We start from the raw sequence: 14,966 nt of genomic DNA, 5'->3' as shown, positions 1-14,966 counted from the left end.
CTCCTCCGTTGCGCCGGTCCGTGTGCTGCTATTCCCACTGGACGTAGAGGAACCACTGCCCGCTCGGGCGGCACAGCAGGTCGTAGAGCCGGAACTCCGAGCTGTCGCACGAGGCTTCCACGCGCCACAGTTTCTGGTCGACGGTGGTCAGGTCACCCGCCTCCTGCCACCATTTCCGGCGCCGGAAGAAGTTCTGCGGGACGCCCACCACTTCGTACTCGTAGGGCCCCCAGGTGAAGGATCTCGGTTCGCCGTCGTCGGCGACGGTCACCGCGATCGGCTGATCGATCATCGTTGGCATGGTCACGACCTCCCATTTATTCGAACGTATGTTCGAGTGTATGGATCGGTTCGGACAGCACAAGAGGATGAGACGTTCCCCGCTGCTGAGATGGGAGTTGGGCCGAGATGCGAGGCCGAGATGCGAGTTGGACCGCCCATCGGCGCCGATGGGCGGTCCAACTCGTATCTCGGCGGGAACCGGCGGCTGAACTCGCTACTCAGCGGGAACAGACAGTCAGACTCGGATCGGTCAGGCAGCGCCGTCCGTCGCGTAGCGGCCCGAGGCCTCGGCGCGGGCGCGTTTCTTCGCCGCCTCTTCCTCGCGGTTCTTGGGCGGAGCGGAGGTCACGAGCCCGTCGAGCAGGCGGCGGGTGGCCTGTTCGATCTCGTCGACGGCCTGGTCGAAGACCTCCTGGTTGGCCTTGGAGGGTTTCGTCGTCCCCGCGATCTTGCGCACGTACTGCAGGGCCGCCGCGTGGACCTCGTCGGAGGTCGCGGGCGGCTCGAAATTGTGGAGGGTATGGATGCTTCGGCACATGTTCCGGACACTACGCCTGCCGGGACCGGGCCGACAGGTCCCTCGCCCCGTTGCCACCGGGCAGGCTGCGCGTGCGCCGTGCGTTACTGATCCGGGGTGCGGAGGGAATCCTCCGATACGGGCGGATCGAGATGCGCAGCATCGTCGGGGATCACGCGCACCTCCGCGATGCGCCGCCGATCGATCGCGGTGACCTGGATCTTCGCCCCCTCGACCTCGATCGTGTCGCCGACCATGCCCAGGCGGCCCAGGCAGCCGATGACGAAACCCGCCACCGTGTCCCATGTACCGCGGGGGAGCTGGAGGCCCGTGGCCTCCTCGAAGTCCTGCAGGTTGAGCCGGCCGTCCACGAGCCCGCCTTGCCCGGCCAGCGCATCGATGGCGGGGGCGGCGTCGTATTCGTCGAAGATCTCGCCCACGACCTCTTCGACGAGGTCCTCCAGGGTGACGATGCCGTCGGTCCCGCCGTATTCGTCGACGACGACGGCGATGTGGTTGCCCTGCGCCCGCAGAGCGGTGAGCGTCGGCAGCAGGCGCGCCGTCGCCGGCAGGTACGGGATCGGTCGTACGACGTTGTTCAGCACCTGGGCCGGGTCTTCGGAGGCGGCGTCGAACAGGTCGCGGACATGCACGAAGCCGACGATGTCGTCGATCGACTGGTCCACCACGGGGTAGCGGGAGAACGGAAGGTCGTGCACGCGTTCGGCCGCCTCCGCGATGGCGCCGGATCCGTTGAGCGCGACCACCTCGGGGCGCGGCCGCATCACCTTGCTGAGCTGCCGGTCGCGCAACGAGAGCACGTCGTCGAGGATGCGCCGTTCGTCCTCGGGCAGTCCCTCGTGGGTCGAGACGATATCGCGCAGTTCCTCGTCGCTGAGTTCCTCGGCCGTCTGGTTCGGGTCGCCGCCGAGCAGCCGGACGAGGAAGTTCGTCGAGACCGACAGCAGCCAGATGACCGGGAGCATGAGACGGGTGAAGCCGCCCAGGACCGGGGCGACCATGTAGGCGAACTGGGCGTTGCGCTGGATCGCGAGGCGCTTGGGCACCAGCTCGCCCAGTACGAGCGAGAGGTAGGCGATGATGAGGGTGAGCGCGATCGTCGCGACGGTCATGGCGAGCTGATCCGACAGGCCGAGCGAGACGAACCAGGGCGCGACCGAGGGGGCGATCGACGTCGCGCCGTATGCGGCCGAGGCGAAGCCCGCCACGGTCACGCCGATCTGTACCGCCGACAGGAATGTATTGGGGCTGCGGGCGAGGTCGGCCACTTTCTGGCCGCGTCTACCGCGCTGCGCGATGGTGTTGATCTGACTCTCGCGCAGCGTGACGAGTGCCATCTCGGTCGCGGCGAAGACTCCGCCGACGAGCACGAAGACAACGACCAGGACGATGTTCAGGATTAAGTCGCCGTTCACCGGCCGGATTTCCTCGATGTGCGGGAAGCGCCCGGGGTCACCCGGGCGCTGGGACTGTCTCCGTCAGAGGAAGGCTGCATGCACCTAGCGTAAACCAAGCCGATGACGATGATGATTGATCGTGCCGGGGCTGTCGATACCGGACGATCCCGTACGTCATCATGGTGTCGAGCCACTCAGTTCGGCATTCGCACCCCGTCCCGGAGCCGCCCGAGGCGCCCGTGACGGGAAACCTGAGGAGGAATCATGAAGTACGCACTCATGCTCATGGGCCACGTCGACGACCCGGCATGCGGGGAGGACGGCGGCCCGAGCCCCGAGGAGTTCTTCGCTTTCGACCAGACGATCACGGACGCGGGGGTGGTGGTGACCTCGTTCGCCCTCGAGGACCCGGAGCACGGGGTGACCGTGAGCAGCGACGCGCAGGGCGAGCGGATCGTGTCATCCGGGCCCTTCGCCGAGGTGCAGGAGTTCGTGGGCGGGGGCTACATCATCGAGGTGGCGAACATCGACGAGGCCATCGAATGGGCGCGCAAGAGCCCGGCCTCCGGTCCCGGCGGCCACGTCGAGATCCGTCCCGTCGCCCCCTACTGATCCGATGAACCCCGAACCGGTCGCTCACGGGGGCGGAGCGTCCGCCGAGGAGGTGCGCCGGGCCCTCGCGGCGATCGACCGCGGGGCCCGGACGCGCATCCTGGCCTCGCTCGCGCACAGGTTCGGCGACCTGGACCTCGCAGAGGACATGACCCAGGAGGCCCTCGCGCAGGCGCTGCGCACCTGGCCCGAGACCGGGGTGCCCTCCGTCCCGGAGGCATGGCTCAAGACGACGGCGAAACGGAAGGCGCTGGACGTAGTGCGTCGTGAGAGCACCCTGGCGCAGAAGCTCGCCCGGCTGCGGATCGAGCAGGAACGCGAACCCGTCGCGGCTCATTTCGCCGATCCCGCGCAGCAGACGGCCGAGGACCACGACGCCGTCCCCGACGACCGGCTCGGCCTGTTCTTCGCGTGCGCCCATCCCGTCCTGAAACCGGAGGACCGGATCGCGCTCATGCTGCGCTTCGTAGCCGGGCTCGAGACCCCCGAGGTCGCGCATGCGCTGCTCGTCCCGGTGCCCACGATGCAGCAGCGGATCGTGCGGGCGAAGAAGCGCATCCGGACGCTCGGCGTGCCCTTCGCGGCACCGCGCCGTGAGGAGCTTCCCGCGAGGCTGGCCGGGGTGCAGCGTGTGGTGTATCTGCTCTACGCGGAGGGCTTCGCCCGCTCGACGGGCGTCTCGCATACTCGCGACGACCTCACGGCCGAGGCGATCCGGCTGGCCCGGGTCCTGCGTGCCCTGATGCCGGACTCCGCAGAGGTCGCGGGCCTGCTCGGCCTGCTCCTGCTGACGGAGGCTCGCCGGCCTGCGCGGACGACCGAGGACGGCAGGCCGGTTCCGCTCGCCGAGCAGGACCGGAGCCGGTGGGACCGGGGCCTGATCGCGGAGGGCATCGCGCTCGCGGAGGAGGCTGCGCGCAGGTCGGGTGCGGCGGTGTCCCGGGGAGAGGAACGACCGGCGACGGGGGAGTACGCGATCCAGGCTGCGATCGCGGCCGTGCACGCCGAAGCCGAGGCCTTCGAGGAGACCGACTGGGCGCAGATCGCGGTGCTCTACCGCCTGCTGGAGCTGCGCCAGCCGGGGCCGGTGGTCAGCCTCGGCCGCGCCGTCGCCCTGGGACGGATGCGCGGTCCGGCCGAGGGGCTGCGGCACCTCGATGCGCTCGCGGACGACCCCGCACTGGCGAGATTCCGGCCGTTCCACATCGCGCGGGCCGTCACGCTCCAGCAGCTGGGCGACACCGCGGAGGCCGCTCTGGCTTACCGTCGCGCGCTCGAGCTGCCCGGCAACGAGTCGGAGGACGGTTTCCTGGCAGCCGCGCTCGCGGGGCTGGACGAGGACCTGACCGGATGAGACGGTGTCGGCGCCCCGCACCTATCGCCAGGGCGGCGAACGGTGACCGGCCAATGCGTCGGAGAGGGTCAGGGCATCCACCACCGGAAGGCCGGTGGCGTGCTCGACGTCCCGGCGATAGGGCGGCAGGTTGGTGCACTCCAGCAGGATGACGTCCAGCTGAGGGTGCTCCTTCTGCAGCTGGAGGGCGGCCGCCACCGTCTCCTCGCGTATGCGGTCGGCCGACAGGCGGGTCTCCTGCCGGAGGATCGACGACCGGAAGTGCGGGCGGTCCTCCATGCCGATGATCGCCTCGGGCGGTGCCGCGCCGCATCCGAGGAAATGCGCCTCGCCCAGGCGCGAGCGATCCGCGGTGATGACCCCCACCGCGCCGTAGTGCCTCCCTACGTCGGGGAGAAGGCACAATGCCGAGGAGGCGAAATTCACCGCGATGCGCGACGCCAGGGCTTTCTGGTACCTGGCCAGGAATCCGCAGCTCGTGGTGATGGCCCTGACGCCGGAATCGACCAGCCGCTGAGCGTGTTCGGCGAAGAGATCGGCCAGGACGTCGTCCTGGCCGCCCAGAGCGCGCTCGACGGAGGCTCCGGGCACCACCTGGAGAACGACCGGGTAGTCGAAGCTCTCCGGATTCCCGATGTCCCCGGGAATCCGCTCGAAGGCGGTGTCGAGCATCAAGACGCCCAGCGGGCTTTCCGCACATGGCATCCGATCCCCGGCGAATCCTCCGGGGAGTATTTCGGGGGACGCCTCAGATGAACAGGGCAACGGCGCCGACCAGGCACATGTACAGGGAGTTCGGCAGGGCAAGGAGCATCACCTTGACGGGGTCCACCTTGGTGTTCAACGTCCCTCCCACCAGACCCGAGACCACGAAGGCGGTGAGGCCTACCGGCGGGAAGTTCTGGCCGCCGGCTGCGATGTGGCTGACTCCCAGGGCGATATTGAACGGCGGTATGCCCAGCTGCTCCAGAAGGGGCGCCAGGAACGGGACCACGATGGTCTGGGCGGCAGTCTGCGAACCGGTCAGCATCCCGATGACGATCAGCGCCACGATGCCGCCGATGGTGATCGCCTCGCCCTGCATGCCCTGAGCGACCTCGGCGATCGTGCCGACGACGCCCGAGGCGTAGACCATGCCGATCAGCACACCGGCGCAGACCTGGAGACGGATGGTCTGGGCGACCTTCCTGGTGCCCTCCGCGGCCGTGTCGAGCGGCTTGGCGTGGACCGAGGGGAAGCAGAAGGCAACAATGGTGGCCACCACGATGGCCAGCACGATGTTGTTGGACAGTCCGCTCAGCACCGGCACCTCGGCGAGCGCCGCCACCGCATGCGAGATACCGGGGACGAGGGCGAAGACGTCGATCTCCCAGGCGGCGTTGAGGACCACGATGCTCAGCAGGACCAGCATGGGGAGCAGGGTGTACCCCCTGGTGCGCACGAGGGTGCCCAGGGCAGGGGTGGGAGCCAGTGCCCCGCCCGAGGGCTTGTCCGACTCCGCTTCCGCCGCACGCCGCCTCCTGACGAAGCGGAAGGACTCCAGGATCGCCAGCACGACGCCGAAGCCGACGGTCAGGAAGGCGATCCGGATCACCGGTATCGGGTCCGTCCCGACCAGGGACGTGGACATCACGATCGCCTGGCTGACCGGTGGCATGATCGACCCCAGTGAGGCCCCGACCAGGATGATCATGCCGATCTGGACGGGTTTGATGTTCATCGCGGCCAGCGAGTGGATGACCAGGAAGCCGATGACCGTGGCCGCTGCGATGGCGTCGCCGAGCAGGGAACCGCCGATCACCAGCGTGATGAAGGTGGCCGCGATCAGCCCCCGGGGCGAGTTCCCGAAGATCTTCCTCAGGAAGTCCATCGTGGTGTTGATGCTGCCCAGCCGTACCTGGGTCTCCGCGTAGAGGGCGCCGAAGAAGCTCAGCGCGATCACCCAGGCCATGCGGTCCAGCCCGTCGACCGTGGCCTCCACATACTGCCAGGGCTGCAGGCCCGCCAGAAGAGCCATGCTGAGCCCGCTGATCAGCAGGGCGGCTTCGATGTTGCCGCCGATCCAGGGGATTCTCCTGACGAGAATGATGGCGAAGAGAAGGATGAGGGGGACGACTACTGCCCACATGGAACTGCCTCACTCGGGTGCGATGGTTCTGGGGACCCCAGTGAAGGCCTGTCACTGGATAGAGCCGGCAGGTAGTGATAGCCGGGGCCCTCGCCGCGGATCAGGTCGAGCACCAGCTGACCGGTGATCGGGGCCAGGGCGATACCGTCGCCCTCATGCCCGGCGGCCGTGATCCACCCGGGACGGGACTCCTCGATGATCGGCAGGCCGTCCCCGGTGTAGGGGCGGAAGCCCGTCATCACGCGGACCAGCCGGAGCTTGCCCAGGTCAGGCAGGATCCGCGAGGAGTGCTTGGCGATCTGGGTGATCAGGGAGGAATCGACCTGGCGGGAGAAGCCGGCGAACTCCCTGCTGCCGCCGATCAGCAAGCTCCCTCCAGCGGTCTGGCCGAGGGAGAGCCCGATGCCGTGCGGCGGTATCTCACCGGCCGTGTGCTGCAGGTGCTTGGCCGCGACATACTGCGCGCAGAGCAGGATCCCGTTGATGAACCGGGGTACCGGCTCGGTGATCAGGATCACCCCGCGCCGCGGTCTCACCGGGGTCTGGACGCCGGCCCGCTGCCCCACGGCCGCGGCATGAGGGCCGGCCGCGTTGACCACCAGACCGGCCTGGAGGGGGCCGGAGCTGGTCCGGACACCGCGCACCACGCCGTCGTCGTTCTCGATGGTGGAGAGCATCTCGGTGTTCCTGAGCACCCTGGCCCCGCCGCGCTGCGCCGCGTCCAGGAACGCCGTGTTCAACAGCAGCGGGTTGACCTCGGCGTCATCAGGGCTGACGGCGGCCCCGCGGATATGAGGGGAGAGCCGGGGCTCCAACTGCCTGGCCTCTTCCGCCGGGAGCAGCGTGATGTCGATTCCGGCCTCGCGCTGCCGCGGTACGAAACCGCTCATGAACTCCCACTGCGCCTCGTTCTCGATCACCACCATCCCGCCGTCGGGCCTGAAGTCGAGATTCGCCCCGAGCTCGTCGGCCAGCGAATCGAACATGCCGCGGCTCTCCAGCGCCAGGCGCATGTGCAGGCCCGGCCGCTTGGACTGGAGGAAGATGGCCTGGTCGCAGGAGCCGGAGGCGCCCGCCCCGGGGACTCCACGATCGATGATCGTGACCGAATAGCCCGCTCGGGTCAGCCGGAAGGCGATCGAGGCGCCGATCACCCCCGCCCCGATGACGACGACGTCGCTATGCGTCATCCGATGCCTTCCCCTCGCTCTGGCTGCCGGGGGCAGCGTGGGCCTCCCAGAGCTCCGAAAGGCGACGACGACCAGAGAATATACCGGGCAGGAAGGTCAGCACCGCCTCAGCGCGGGCGAGCTCCACCTGCGCGGCGGCTTCGCGCAGCCTGGCTCCGGGGTCGCGGTAGGCCCCCAGATCCGCGGCGAGGGCGGTCCCGGCCAGTGCCCCTTGGCGTTCCGCGACCGCGGCTCCTTCGATGCCGGTGACGTTGCCCGCTACGTACAGCCCGGGGGCGGTGGTGCGCAGTTCGGGGGAATGCAGGGGAACCAGACCGCCGACCTCCGGGACCTCCACCAGAGAGCAGTTGCCGGTCGTGAGCTCCTGGAGCGGATAGAGACCGCCGGAGAGGCAGACGGCGTCCACCGGGATCTCCCGGGAGTCGCCGACGGGGACGCCCTGGGCGCTGACCTTGCGGATACGCAGCGCCTCGACCTTCCCGGCTCCCAGGATCGCCTCAGCGCGATGACGGACCTTCAGCTTCGCCTCGCCGATCGGAATCCCCGACGGTGGCATCAGCCGGGCGGCAGCGGCTGCAATGGCCCGGTTGCGCAGCATGCGGGCCCCGAGCCGCTGCCAGGCGGCGGGTGCCGCCGAGGCGAAACCGCTCAATGAGTGGAGCACCTTCCGCGGGGAGCTCTCGGCATGCTGGCCGGGTTCGCCACTGGGCATGAAGATCCCCACGACCTCGCCGCCCGCCAGGGTGATCTCCTCGGCGGCGGTCATGGCCAGCGGGTCCGTCCCCACCACGGCCACCCGTCTCCCGGGGAGGATGCGCTGGACCTGGACGAGCTGCTGGACCGCACCGATCGCCAGGGTTCCCGGCAGGGTCCATCCGGGCATCGGCAGCGGTCGCTCCGCCGCTCCGGTGGCCACCACCACCTTGGGCGCGGTGAGCGTCCTGGAACTCTCCAAGCGGACCCGCCAGCCCGGTTCGCAGGACCAGACCTGATGACCGCTGAGGATCTCGACGCCGGCCTCGGCGGCTTCCTCCGCCAGGCGCTCGGCCGTCCTGGCGCCGATGACCCAGGTGTCCTTGTGCCGGTAGAGCTGGCCGGGCAGCCGGCCGCCGATCCGTTCGTTCTCATCCACCAGGACCACCCGGGCGCCGGCATCCCTGGCTGCCGTGGTCGCGGCGGTGAGACCGGCCGGGCCCGCGCCGATGACGATCACGTCCGCATCCATCAGGCCTCGGTCCCCGTCTCCACGCGCATACCCTGCCGGACGGTCATCAGGCACGCGCGTTTGCCCGGCTCGCCGTCGATGGTGACACGGCATTCGAAGCAGTGGCCGATGCCGCAGTACAGGCCGCGTGGCTGGCCCGAGCGACTCCGGCGCAAGGTGGTCGTCCCGTTGGCCCACAGCGCTCCGGCGACGGTGTCCGTGGACCGCGCCTCGATCTCCTGGTCATCGACCCAGAGCGTGAGCCTCTCGCCCGGTGCCGGCCCCAGCACGGGATGATCGGTGATGCGCTTGTCCGTCATGAGGCGGCACCGTCCTCGGCCTCGGCGACCTGGGAGATCAGCACGGGCCGGACGACTCTGCTGCGCATCAGCGGTTGTGCCGTACCGGTGATCCGGGCCAGGGCCGGGCCGCAGACCCTGCCCTGACACCAGCCCATCCCGGCCCGCAGCCGGCGTTTCAGCTCCGTGGGGGAGGCGTCGTCGCCGATCTGGTCGAGGACCGCCGTGATCTCGGCGAGGGTGACGTCCTCGCAGCGGCAGATGACGTGGTCCTCGGCGGCGGGCCTGAGGTTCTCCTCGGCAGCGGGCAATGCGACCTCCTGCTCGTGGGCCGGATTCGGGGGGGCGTGACCCGATACGGGATACGGGCCGAGGACGATGACGAGGCCCGGATCCCTTGCCCGTGTTCCGAAGGGGAGGGATCCGGGCCTCGTGCGCATGGCGCCCCGGGAGGGAGTCGAACCCCCGACCAAGAGATTAGAAGGCTCCTGCTCTATCCACTGAGCTACCGAGGCCAGCCGGTCCAGTCTAACGAACCCGGCACCCGCCGTTGTTCCTCCACACTCCTGGTGGCGGTAACGAGGACCGGTGGTTATGCCCAATCCGGCCCCCAGCGCCCAGCGTCGAGACCCGAGCACGGACCAGAGTGGAAAGAGCCCTCCGGGAATCGACCCGGGTCAGGGCGACACCCGGCCTGCCGCGAGGGTACGGCCCGTCCGATCAGGAGTTCCCATGACTGACACGATCACGGTGCGCGGTTTCGTCGCCACCAAACCCCTCTTGCGCCAGACGGCCGCCAACACGCACGTGACCGATTTCCGGCTGGCCTCCACCTCCCGCAGGTTCGACGCCGAGCGGGGCGAGTGGGTGGATGCCGGCGGCACCAACTGGTACACGGTCAACTGCTTCCGGTACATGGCGGACAACGTGGCGGCTTCGCTGAACGTCGGTGATCCCGTGCTGGTCCAGGGACGGCTGAAGATCCGGGAATGGACCAGCGACGCCGGCCACAAGCGGCAGAACGTCGAGATCGAGGCTTCCGCCCTGGGCCCCGATCTGGCCATGGGCAGTGCCTCGTACACCCGGGTGGGCGCGCACCGCTCGGCCGGCAACGACCGCGATCCGGCAGGCGAGCCCGATCAGCGGACGCCGCCGTACGATCCGGACACGGGCGAGGTCCTGGACGACGCAGCGGAGGCCATGACCGGCAGCCAGCAGCCGAGCCCCTTGACGGGAGGCGACGGGCATCCCGGCGGTGAACCCGCGGACCTGGATGAGGAGTCCGAACTGGAGGTCAGTGCACCGGACCTGGACTCGGTGCTGAACCCGGGGCGGGACACGGCCGGTGTCTAGGGTCTGCCTCACGACGAGGAAATGCCTGGTGCCCGGCGGCGCGGATTGTCCGGGCACCAGCGCCCCCGGGTAGCCTGGTGGTCATGGCGGAATTTATCTACACCATGAACAAGGCCCGCAAAAAAGTGGGCGACAAAGTCATTCTCGACGACGTCTCGATGTCGTTCTATCCGGGCGCCAAGATCGGCGTCGTCGGTCCCAACGGTGCTGGTAAGTCAACCATCCTGAAGATCATGGCGGGACTGGACGAGCCCTCCAACGGCGAGGCCCGGCTGTCCCCCGGATACTCCGTGGGCATCCTGCTGCAGGAGCCGCCGTTGAACGAGGAGAAGACGGTCCGCGGCAACGTCGAAGAGGGCGTGGGCGAGATCAAGGCCAAGCTGGACCGTTTCAACCAGATCTCCGAGGAGATGGCCCAGCCCGACGCCGATTTCGACGCCCTGATGGAAGAGATGGGCTCGCTGCAGACGGATATCGACGCCGCCAACGCCTGGGACCTGGACTCCCAGCTCGAACAGGCGATGGAGGCCCTGCGCTGCCCGCCCGGCGACGCCCCGGTGACCAAGCTCTCCGGTGGTGAGCGCCGCCGCGTGGCGCTGTGCAAGCTGCTGCTGGAAAAGCCCGACCTGCTGCTGCTGGACGAGCCCACCAACCACCTGGACGCCGAATCCGTGCTGTGGCTCGAGCAGCACCTGGCCAGCTACCCCGGCGCCGTCCTGGCCGTGACCCACGACCGGTACTTCCTGGACCACGTGGCGGAGTGGATCTGCGAGGTCGACCGCGGTCGTCTCTATCCTTACGAGGGCAACTACTCGACCTACCTGGACTCCAAGGCCAAGCGCATGGAGGTCCAGGGCAAGAAGGACGCCAAGCAGGCCAAGCGGCTCAAGGACGAACTCGAATGGGTCCGCTCCAACGCCAAGGGCCGCCAGGCCAAGTCCAAGGCCCGTCTGGCCCGCTACGAGGAGATGGCCACCGCGGCGGAGAAGACCCGGAAGCTGGACTTCGAGGAGATCCAGATCCCGCCGGGACCCCGTCTGGGCAACCAGGTCATCGAGGCCAGCAACCTGCAGAAGGGCTTCGGAGACCGCTCGCTGATCGACGGGCTCTCATTCACCCTGCCGCGCAACGGCATCGTCGGGGTCATCGGCCCCAACGGCGTGGGCAAGACCACGTTGTTCAAGACCATCGTGGGTCTCGAGGAGAAGGACGGCGGTGAGCTCAAGGTCGGTGAATCCGTCAAGATCTCCTACGTCGATCAGAACCGCGAGAACATCGACTCCGAGAAGTCGCTGTGGGAGGTCGTCTCCGACGGCCTGGACTACATCAACGTCGGCAACGTGGAGATGCCCTCCCGTGCCTACGTCTCGGCCTTCGGATTCAAGGGCCCGGACCAGCAGAAGAAGGCCGGCGTGCTCTCCGGTGGTGAGCGCAACCGCCTGAACCTGGCCCTGACCCTCAAGCAGGGCGGCAACCTGCTGCTGCTGGACGAGCCCACCAACGACCTCGACGTCGAGACCCTGGGCTCGCTGGAGAACGCCCTGCTCGAGTTCCCGGGCTGCGCCGTCGTGATCTCCCACGACCGCTGGTTCCTGGACCGGGTGGCCACCCACATCCTCGCGTGGGAGGGCACCGAGGAGGATCCCGACAACTGGTACTGGTTCGAGGGCAACTTCGAAGCCTACGAGGAGAACAAGGTGCAGCGGCTGGGCCCGGATGCAGCCCGCCCCAAGCGGGTCACCCACCGGCGCCTGACCCGCGACTGAGGCGCGGCCGGGATCCCGCCCGGGATCCGTCGTGCAGGAGCAGCGATCCGCCCCCGGCACCTGCCGGGGGCGGATCGCTGCGTATCACCCACCCCGTCGACTCGGCTGGACGGAAGCGCCCGACGAGTCCACCGTGCGGAAGGCCAGCCGTCCGGTCTTGCCCGGCAGGGTGATCTCCGGGCCCAGGACGAAGCCCATGGACTCCATGCGTTTGATCGCCTTGGTATTGCCGGTATCCGGCTCCGCCACCAGCCGGCGGGTACCGCCGGCGGCGACGGCCCGCATCAGCGCCGCGCCCAGGACCGGGGTCAGCCACGGAGACCGCACCGACGCCGGGGCCAGGAGCAGGTGGATGCCCAGATCGCCGGGCTCCACGCGATACGCGGCACCCGCCGGATCGGCATGCGGTTCGTAGGTCTGGAAGATCCCGGCGGGTTCGCCGTCGATCTCCACGATCCAGGCGAAATGCGTGAGGGAGCTGTCCAGGAGCTCGTACACGGCCCCGACCTGTTCGATGCTGAGCCCGTTCATGCCCCAGAACCGTGCGCGGGCCGCACTCACCCACTCGTGGATCACCGGGAGGTGCGCTCGCCGGACCGGGCACAGCCTGGCATGCGTCGAGGGGGCGAGATCGCCCAGGTCGATCACGCCCCCAGAACCTGCCGTGGACGCCAGTCCTCCTGCCGGTACCCACGGCAGCGCCTGGTCGAGTTCTCCGCGTGCCCACCGCTGCATCGGGCTGCTGCCCAGGCGGCCCCGGTCGACCGGATCGGGCGTGATCCACAACGACGCCGCGGGATCCGAGAGATCCCAGACGAGACGGGCCGCCGGGACCCGCAAGCACGCCGACCCGCATCCCGGGATCGTCCCGGCGGCCAGGAGGCAGTCGGTATCCCCGCCGACGGCCACCGACGGAAATGGGGTCAGGCCCGGATGGACCCGCAGGGGCTGGAAGGAATGCCGCTCTCCCCAGGTGGGGGACGCCGCGCCGTTCTCTGGGCGACCGCGGGTGGCCGTCTCCACCGCTTCCTGGACGACGAGCTCCCTCAACGCCCGGTGCGCCGCTCCCGCCGGGTCCAGTCCGACCGCGGCGCCATGCTCGATCAGGCTCTCCAAGGCCAGGCCGACCCGGGGCTGGAGCTCGATGAACGGAGCCCACAAGGCCGGAAGTCCGCTCGCCGCCCTGAGGGGGTCGAGCGCCGGGTCGTGGAGGAACTGGCGGGCGAGCGCGTCGCGCCAGCGGACGAAGAGCACGGCATCGCGGGAGCCGGCGTCCATCGACCCGTCCCAGGACAGCAGCTGGTTCCGCATTTCCTGCGTGCCGGCGTCCATCGGCCCGTCCGGTGAATCGCCTGTCAGCAGGCGCGCCACCAGTCCCGGCCAGGCCTCGAGCCGGGTGTCGAGCTGGGCCGCGATGAGATCGTCATGGGTGATGCGCCCCTGGCGGCCGGCCGCCTCCGAGAGCAGGTGCTCCGCCCGCCGGGCGCGGTGGGGCGGGGCGCAGCCCAGACGATACGAGGAGTCCACGGGATCCTCCGGCCGCTGATTGGCCCGTACGGTCAGGGTGTCGGCCTCCTTCGTGCTCGCGGTCGCTGCGGCGCCCTGGGCGTCCACGTAGATGCCGGCCACCGTGTTGAGGCATCGTCCGTGGCGATCGGCTGCCACCAGGTCATTGGCGGGCAGCACCCAGCCATCGAACGCCTCGACGACCTCCTCCGCCGTCGTGGCCGTGAGCAACCCCCTGCACGAGTGCAGGGCGCGCGGCGGTTCAGCGGGGTGGGGCGAGCAGACGAGGGTGAGGACCATCCGCGCCCCCTCGGGGAGATCCGCGACCCGCGCCTCGAACCGTTCGTCCCCGGGCAGCACCGGCAGGCCGTCGAAGGTGCGGAGCCACCGTCTGCTGGGGCGTTGCGCGGACGAGGCCAGCTTCACCTGCGTCTCGGCGACGGCGGACCCGGAGGCGAACTCGATCAACTCACCACCGCGCCGGGTCACCGTGATCTCGCGCAACCGCTCCGTGGTGATCATGGCCGCCGTGATGGCCCATGCCGCCGATTCGGTGCGCCCGAAGTGCGGGACACCGGGCAGACCCAGCAGGGCCATGCCCCGGACCCGCAGCCCGGGAGCGGACAGGCATACCGGTTGATAGGGACCGGACTCCTCCACGATCCGGTGAGGGTCCGCCGCGATCAGGGGCGCGCCCGAGACCGAGAGGTGACCGGGCACCAGCCACGCGTTGGACCCGGCCGATCGGGGCGCCTCCGCGTCCAGGACCCGGACCCAGGCCTCTCCCAGGGCGTCGCGCACCCGCCGTCGCCACAGCTGCTCGGGCAGGCTTCCCGTGAGCAGATGCGTGTCGATGTGCACCGCGGCGGGGGTCCATGGCTCCCACATCCGGGGCGTCCGGTGCTCGAGACCCAAGGTGCGGACCTCCTCGGCGGACTCCCAGGCCCCTGCGAGGGCCTGGTTGACGCCGCGGGAATAGGCCGCCATGAACGCCCGGTCCTCGGCTGGAGCGGCAGCCCACCACCTCCTGGCGGTCTCCTCGACCCGCATCGCGGCCGACAGATGGTCGGCATCCAGGTGTTCGTCGCCCAGAAGCGCTGCACTGCGGGCCTCGGCCCGGCAGCGCAGCACCTCGAGATGCCAGGGCCGGTCATGGGCGGTGACGGCCCCGTGCCCCTCGGCGAGGGCCTCGATATCTTCGGCCTGCACGTGCGGCACTCCCGCCGGATCGCGGAAGACCCGCCATCGCGAGCCGTCCAGCTCCGGCCGACTCGTGGAGGGGTCCGGCTGCCCCGCAGAGGGGACATCCCGGCTTTCGCCCCGGTCCCCACCGCCGG

The 14,966-nt window shown here is 69.5% G+C and carries 14 protein-coding genes and 1 tRNA gene; 4 read left to right on the top strand and 11 right to left on the bottom strand.

Translation table 11 applies throughout. The features are described 5' to 3' along the window. Window positions 1–28 precede the first annotated feature (28 nt). The 3 genes from FCK90_RS09115 to FCK90_RS09105 all read right to left on the bottom strand — a co-directional run bounded on the left by FCK90_RS09115 (window position 29) and on the right by FCK90_RS09105 (window position 2,235). Complete coding sequence (locus FCK90_RS09115; RefSeq protein WP_158033991.1) at window positions 29–292, bottom strand: DUF6504 family protein; 264 nt, start codon at window positions 290–292, stop codon at window positions 29–31. A 240-nt stretch (window positions 293–532) separates the two neighbouring features. Next, window positions 533–820 (bottom strand): DUF2277 domain-containing protein, encoded by a 288-nt coding sequence (locus FCK90_RS09110; protein ID WP_158033990.1) that lies wholly within the window; start codon window positions 818–820, stop codon window positions 533–535. Between the two features lie 83 nt (window positions 821–903). After that, complete coding sequence (locus tag FCK90_RS09105; RefSeq protein ID WP_158033989.1) at window positions 904–2,235, bottom strand: hemolysin family protein; 1,332 nt, start codon at window positions 2,233–2,235, stop codon at window positions 904–906. 246 nt (window positions 2,236–2,481) lie between these two features. On the opposite strand from FCK90_RS09105, the gene FCK90_RS09100 reads away from it, so the two are divergent. Both FCK90_RS09100 and FCK90_RS09095 read left to right on the top strand, forming a co-directional pair. Next, complete coding sequence (locus FCK90_RS09100; protein WP_158033988.1) at window positions 2,482–2,829, top strand: YciI family protein; 348 nt, start codon at window positions 2,482–2,484, stop codon at window positions 2,827–2,829. 4 nt (window positions 2,830–2,833) lie between these two features. After that, window positions 2,834–4,183: an RNA polymerase sigma factor gene (locus FCK90_RS09095; protein ID WP_158033987.1), complete on the top strand. Its 1,350-nt coding sequence runs from the start codon at window positions 2,834–2,836 to the stop codon at window positions 4,181–4,183. Between the two features lie 21 nt (window positions 4,184–4,204). On the opposite strand, the gene FCK90_RS09090 is transcribed toward FCK90_RS09095, so the two are convergent. From FCK90_RS09090 to FCK90_RS09060, 7 genes are all read right to left on the bottom strand, one after another. After that, a complete protein-coding gene (locus FCK90_RS09090; protein ID WP_158033986.1) occupies window positions 4,205–4,858 on the bottom strand; it encodes an aspartate/glutamate racemase family protein in 654 nt (217 codons plus the stop codon). A gap of 73 nt (window positions 4,859–4,931) precedes the next feature. Further along, window positions 4,932–6,311, bottom strand: a complete 1,380-nt coding sequence (locus FCK90_RS09085; RefSeq protein WP_158033985.1) for a TRAP transporter large permease subunit — start codon at window positions 6,309–6,311, stop codon at window positions 4,932–4,934. After that, window positions 6,299–7,501: an NAD(P)/FAD-dependent oxidoreductase gene (locus FCK90_RS09080; protein WP_158033984.1), complete on the bottom strand. Its 1,203-nt coding sequence runs from the start codon at window positions 7,499–7,501 to the stop codon at window positions 6,299–6,301. Before FCK90_RS09080 ends, FCK90_RS09085 begins: the two co-directional genes overlap by 13 nt. Next, window positions 7,491–8,726 (bottom strand): NAD(P)/FAD-dependent oxidoreductase, encoded by a 1,236-nt coding sequence (locus FCK90_RS09075; protein ID WP_181954259.1) that lies wholly within the window; start codon window positions 8,724–8,726, stop codon window positions 7,491–7,493. Before FCK90_RS09075 ends, FCK90_RS09080 begins: the two co-directional genes overlap by 11 nt. After that, window positions 8,726–9,025, bottom strand: coding sequence for a (2Fe-2S)-binding protein (locus FCK90_RS09070; RefSeq protein WP_158033982.1), 300 nt, complete (start codon window positions 9,023–9,025; stop codon window positions 8,726–8,728). The genes FCK90_RS09075 and FCK90_RS09070 overlap by 1 nt, the downstream gene beginning before the upstream one ends. Further along, window positions 9,022–9,315 (bottom strand): (2Fe-2S)-binding protein, encoded by a 294-nt coding sequence (locus FCK90_RS09065; protein WP_181954258.1) that lies wholly within the window; start codon window positions 9,313–9,315, stop codon window positions 9,022–9,024. The genes FCK90_RS09070 and FCK90_RS09065 overlap by 4 nt, the downstream gene beginning before the upstream one ends. Window positions 9,316–9,443: 128 nt before the next feature. Beyond that, window positions 9,444–9,519 (bottom strand) — tRNA-Arg (locus tag FCK90_RS09060). Between the two features lie 217 nt (window positions 9,520–9,736). Here FCK90_RS09060 and FCK90_RS09055 point away from each other — a divergent pair. Continuing rightward, the gene (locus FCK90_RS09055; protein ID WP_181954257.1) at window positions 9,737–10,357 is read left to right on the top strand and encodes a single-stranded DNA-binding protein; all 621 of its coding nucleotides are present in this window, start codon (window positions 9,737–9,739) and stop codon (window positions 10,355–10,357) included. 83 nt (window positions 10,358–10,440) lie between these two features. Further along, the gene (gene ettA / locus FCK90_RS09050) at window positions 10,441–12,123 is read left to right on the top strand and encodes an energy-dependent translational throttle protein EttA (protein ID WP_158033979.1); all 1,683 of its coding nucleotides are present in this window, start codon (window positions 10,441–10,443) and stop codon (window positions 12,121–12,123) included. An 84-nt stretch (window positions 12,124–12,207) separates the two neighbouring features. On the opposite strand, the gene FCK90_RS09045 is transcribed toward ettA, so the two are convergent. Further along, complete coding sequence (locus tag FCK90_RS09045; protein WP_158034036.1) at window positions 12,208–14,889, bottom strand: GNAT family N-acetyltransferase; 2,682 nt, start codon at window positions 14,887–14,889, stop codon at window positions 12,208–12,210. Window positions 14,890–14,966 lie beyond the last annotated feature (77 nt).

It is taken from the genome of Kocuria coralli, assembly GCF_008831305.1.
Lineage (GTDB): Bacteria > Actinomycetota > Actinomycetes > Actinomycetales > Micrococcaceae > Kocuria > Kocuria coralli.
This window is presented reverse-complemented; position numbering and strand designations above follow the sequence as displayed.

What these genes read in the sequence shown, in the direction of transcription:
- FCK90_RS09055 (WP_181954257.1), top strand. Translation starts at nt 9,737, where the DNA reads ATGACTGACACGATCACGGTGCGCGGTTTCGTCGCCACCAAACCCCTC.
- FCK90_RS09110 (WP_158033990.1), bottom strand. Translation starts at nt 820, where the DNA reads ATGTGCCGAAGCATCCATACCCTCCACAATTTCGAGCCGCCCGCGACC.
- FCK90_RS09115 (WP_158033991.1), bottom strand. Translation starts at nt 292, where the DNA reads ATGATCGATCAGCCGATCGCGGTGACCGTCGCCGACGACGGCGAACCG.
- FCK90_RS09070 (WP_158033982.1), bottom strand. Translation starts at nt 9,025, where the DNA reads ATGACGGACAAGCGCATCACCGATCATCCCGTGCTGGGGCCGGCACCG.
- ettA (WP_158033979.1), top strand. Translation starts at nt 10,441, where the DNA reads ATGGCGGAATTTATCTACACCATGAACAAGGCCCGCAAAAAAGTGGGC.
- FCK90_RS09100 (WP_158033988.1), top strand. Translation starts at nt 2,482, where the DNA reads ATGAAGTACGCACTCATGCTCATGGGCCACGTCGACGACCCGGCATGC.
- FCK90_RS09095 (WP_158033987.1), top strand. Translation starts at nt 2,834, where the DNA reads ATGAACCCCGAACCGGTCGCTCACGGGGGCGGAGCGTCCGCCGAGGAG.
- FCK90_RS09080 (WP_158033984.1), bottom strand. Translation starts at nt 7,501, where the DNA reads ATGACGCATAGCGACGTCGTCGTCATCGGGGCGGGGGTGATCGGCGCC.
- FCK90_RS09075 (WP_181954259.1), bottom strand. Translation starts at nt 8,726, where the DNA reads ATGGATGCGGACGTGATCGTCATCGGCGCGGGCCCGGCCGGTCTCACC.
- FCK90_RS09085 (WP_158033985.1), bottom strand. Translation starts at nt 6,311, where the DNA reads ATGTGGGCAGTAGTCGTCCCCCTCATCCTTCTCTTCGCCATCATTCTC.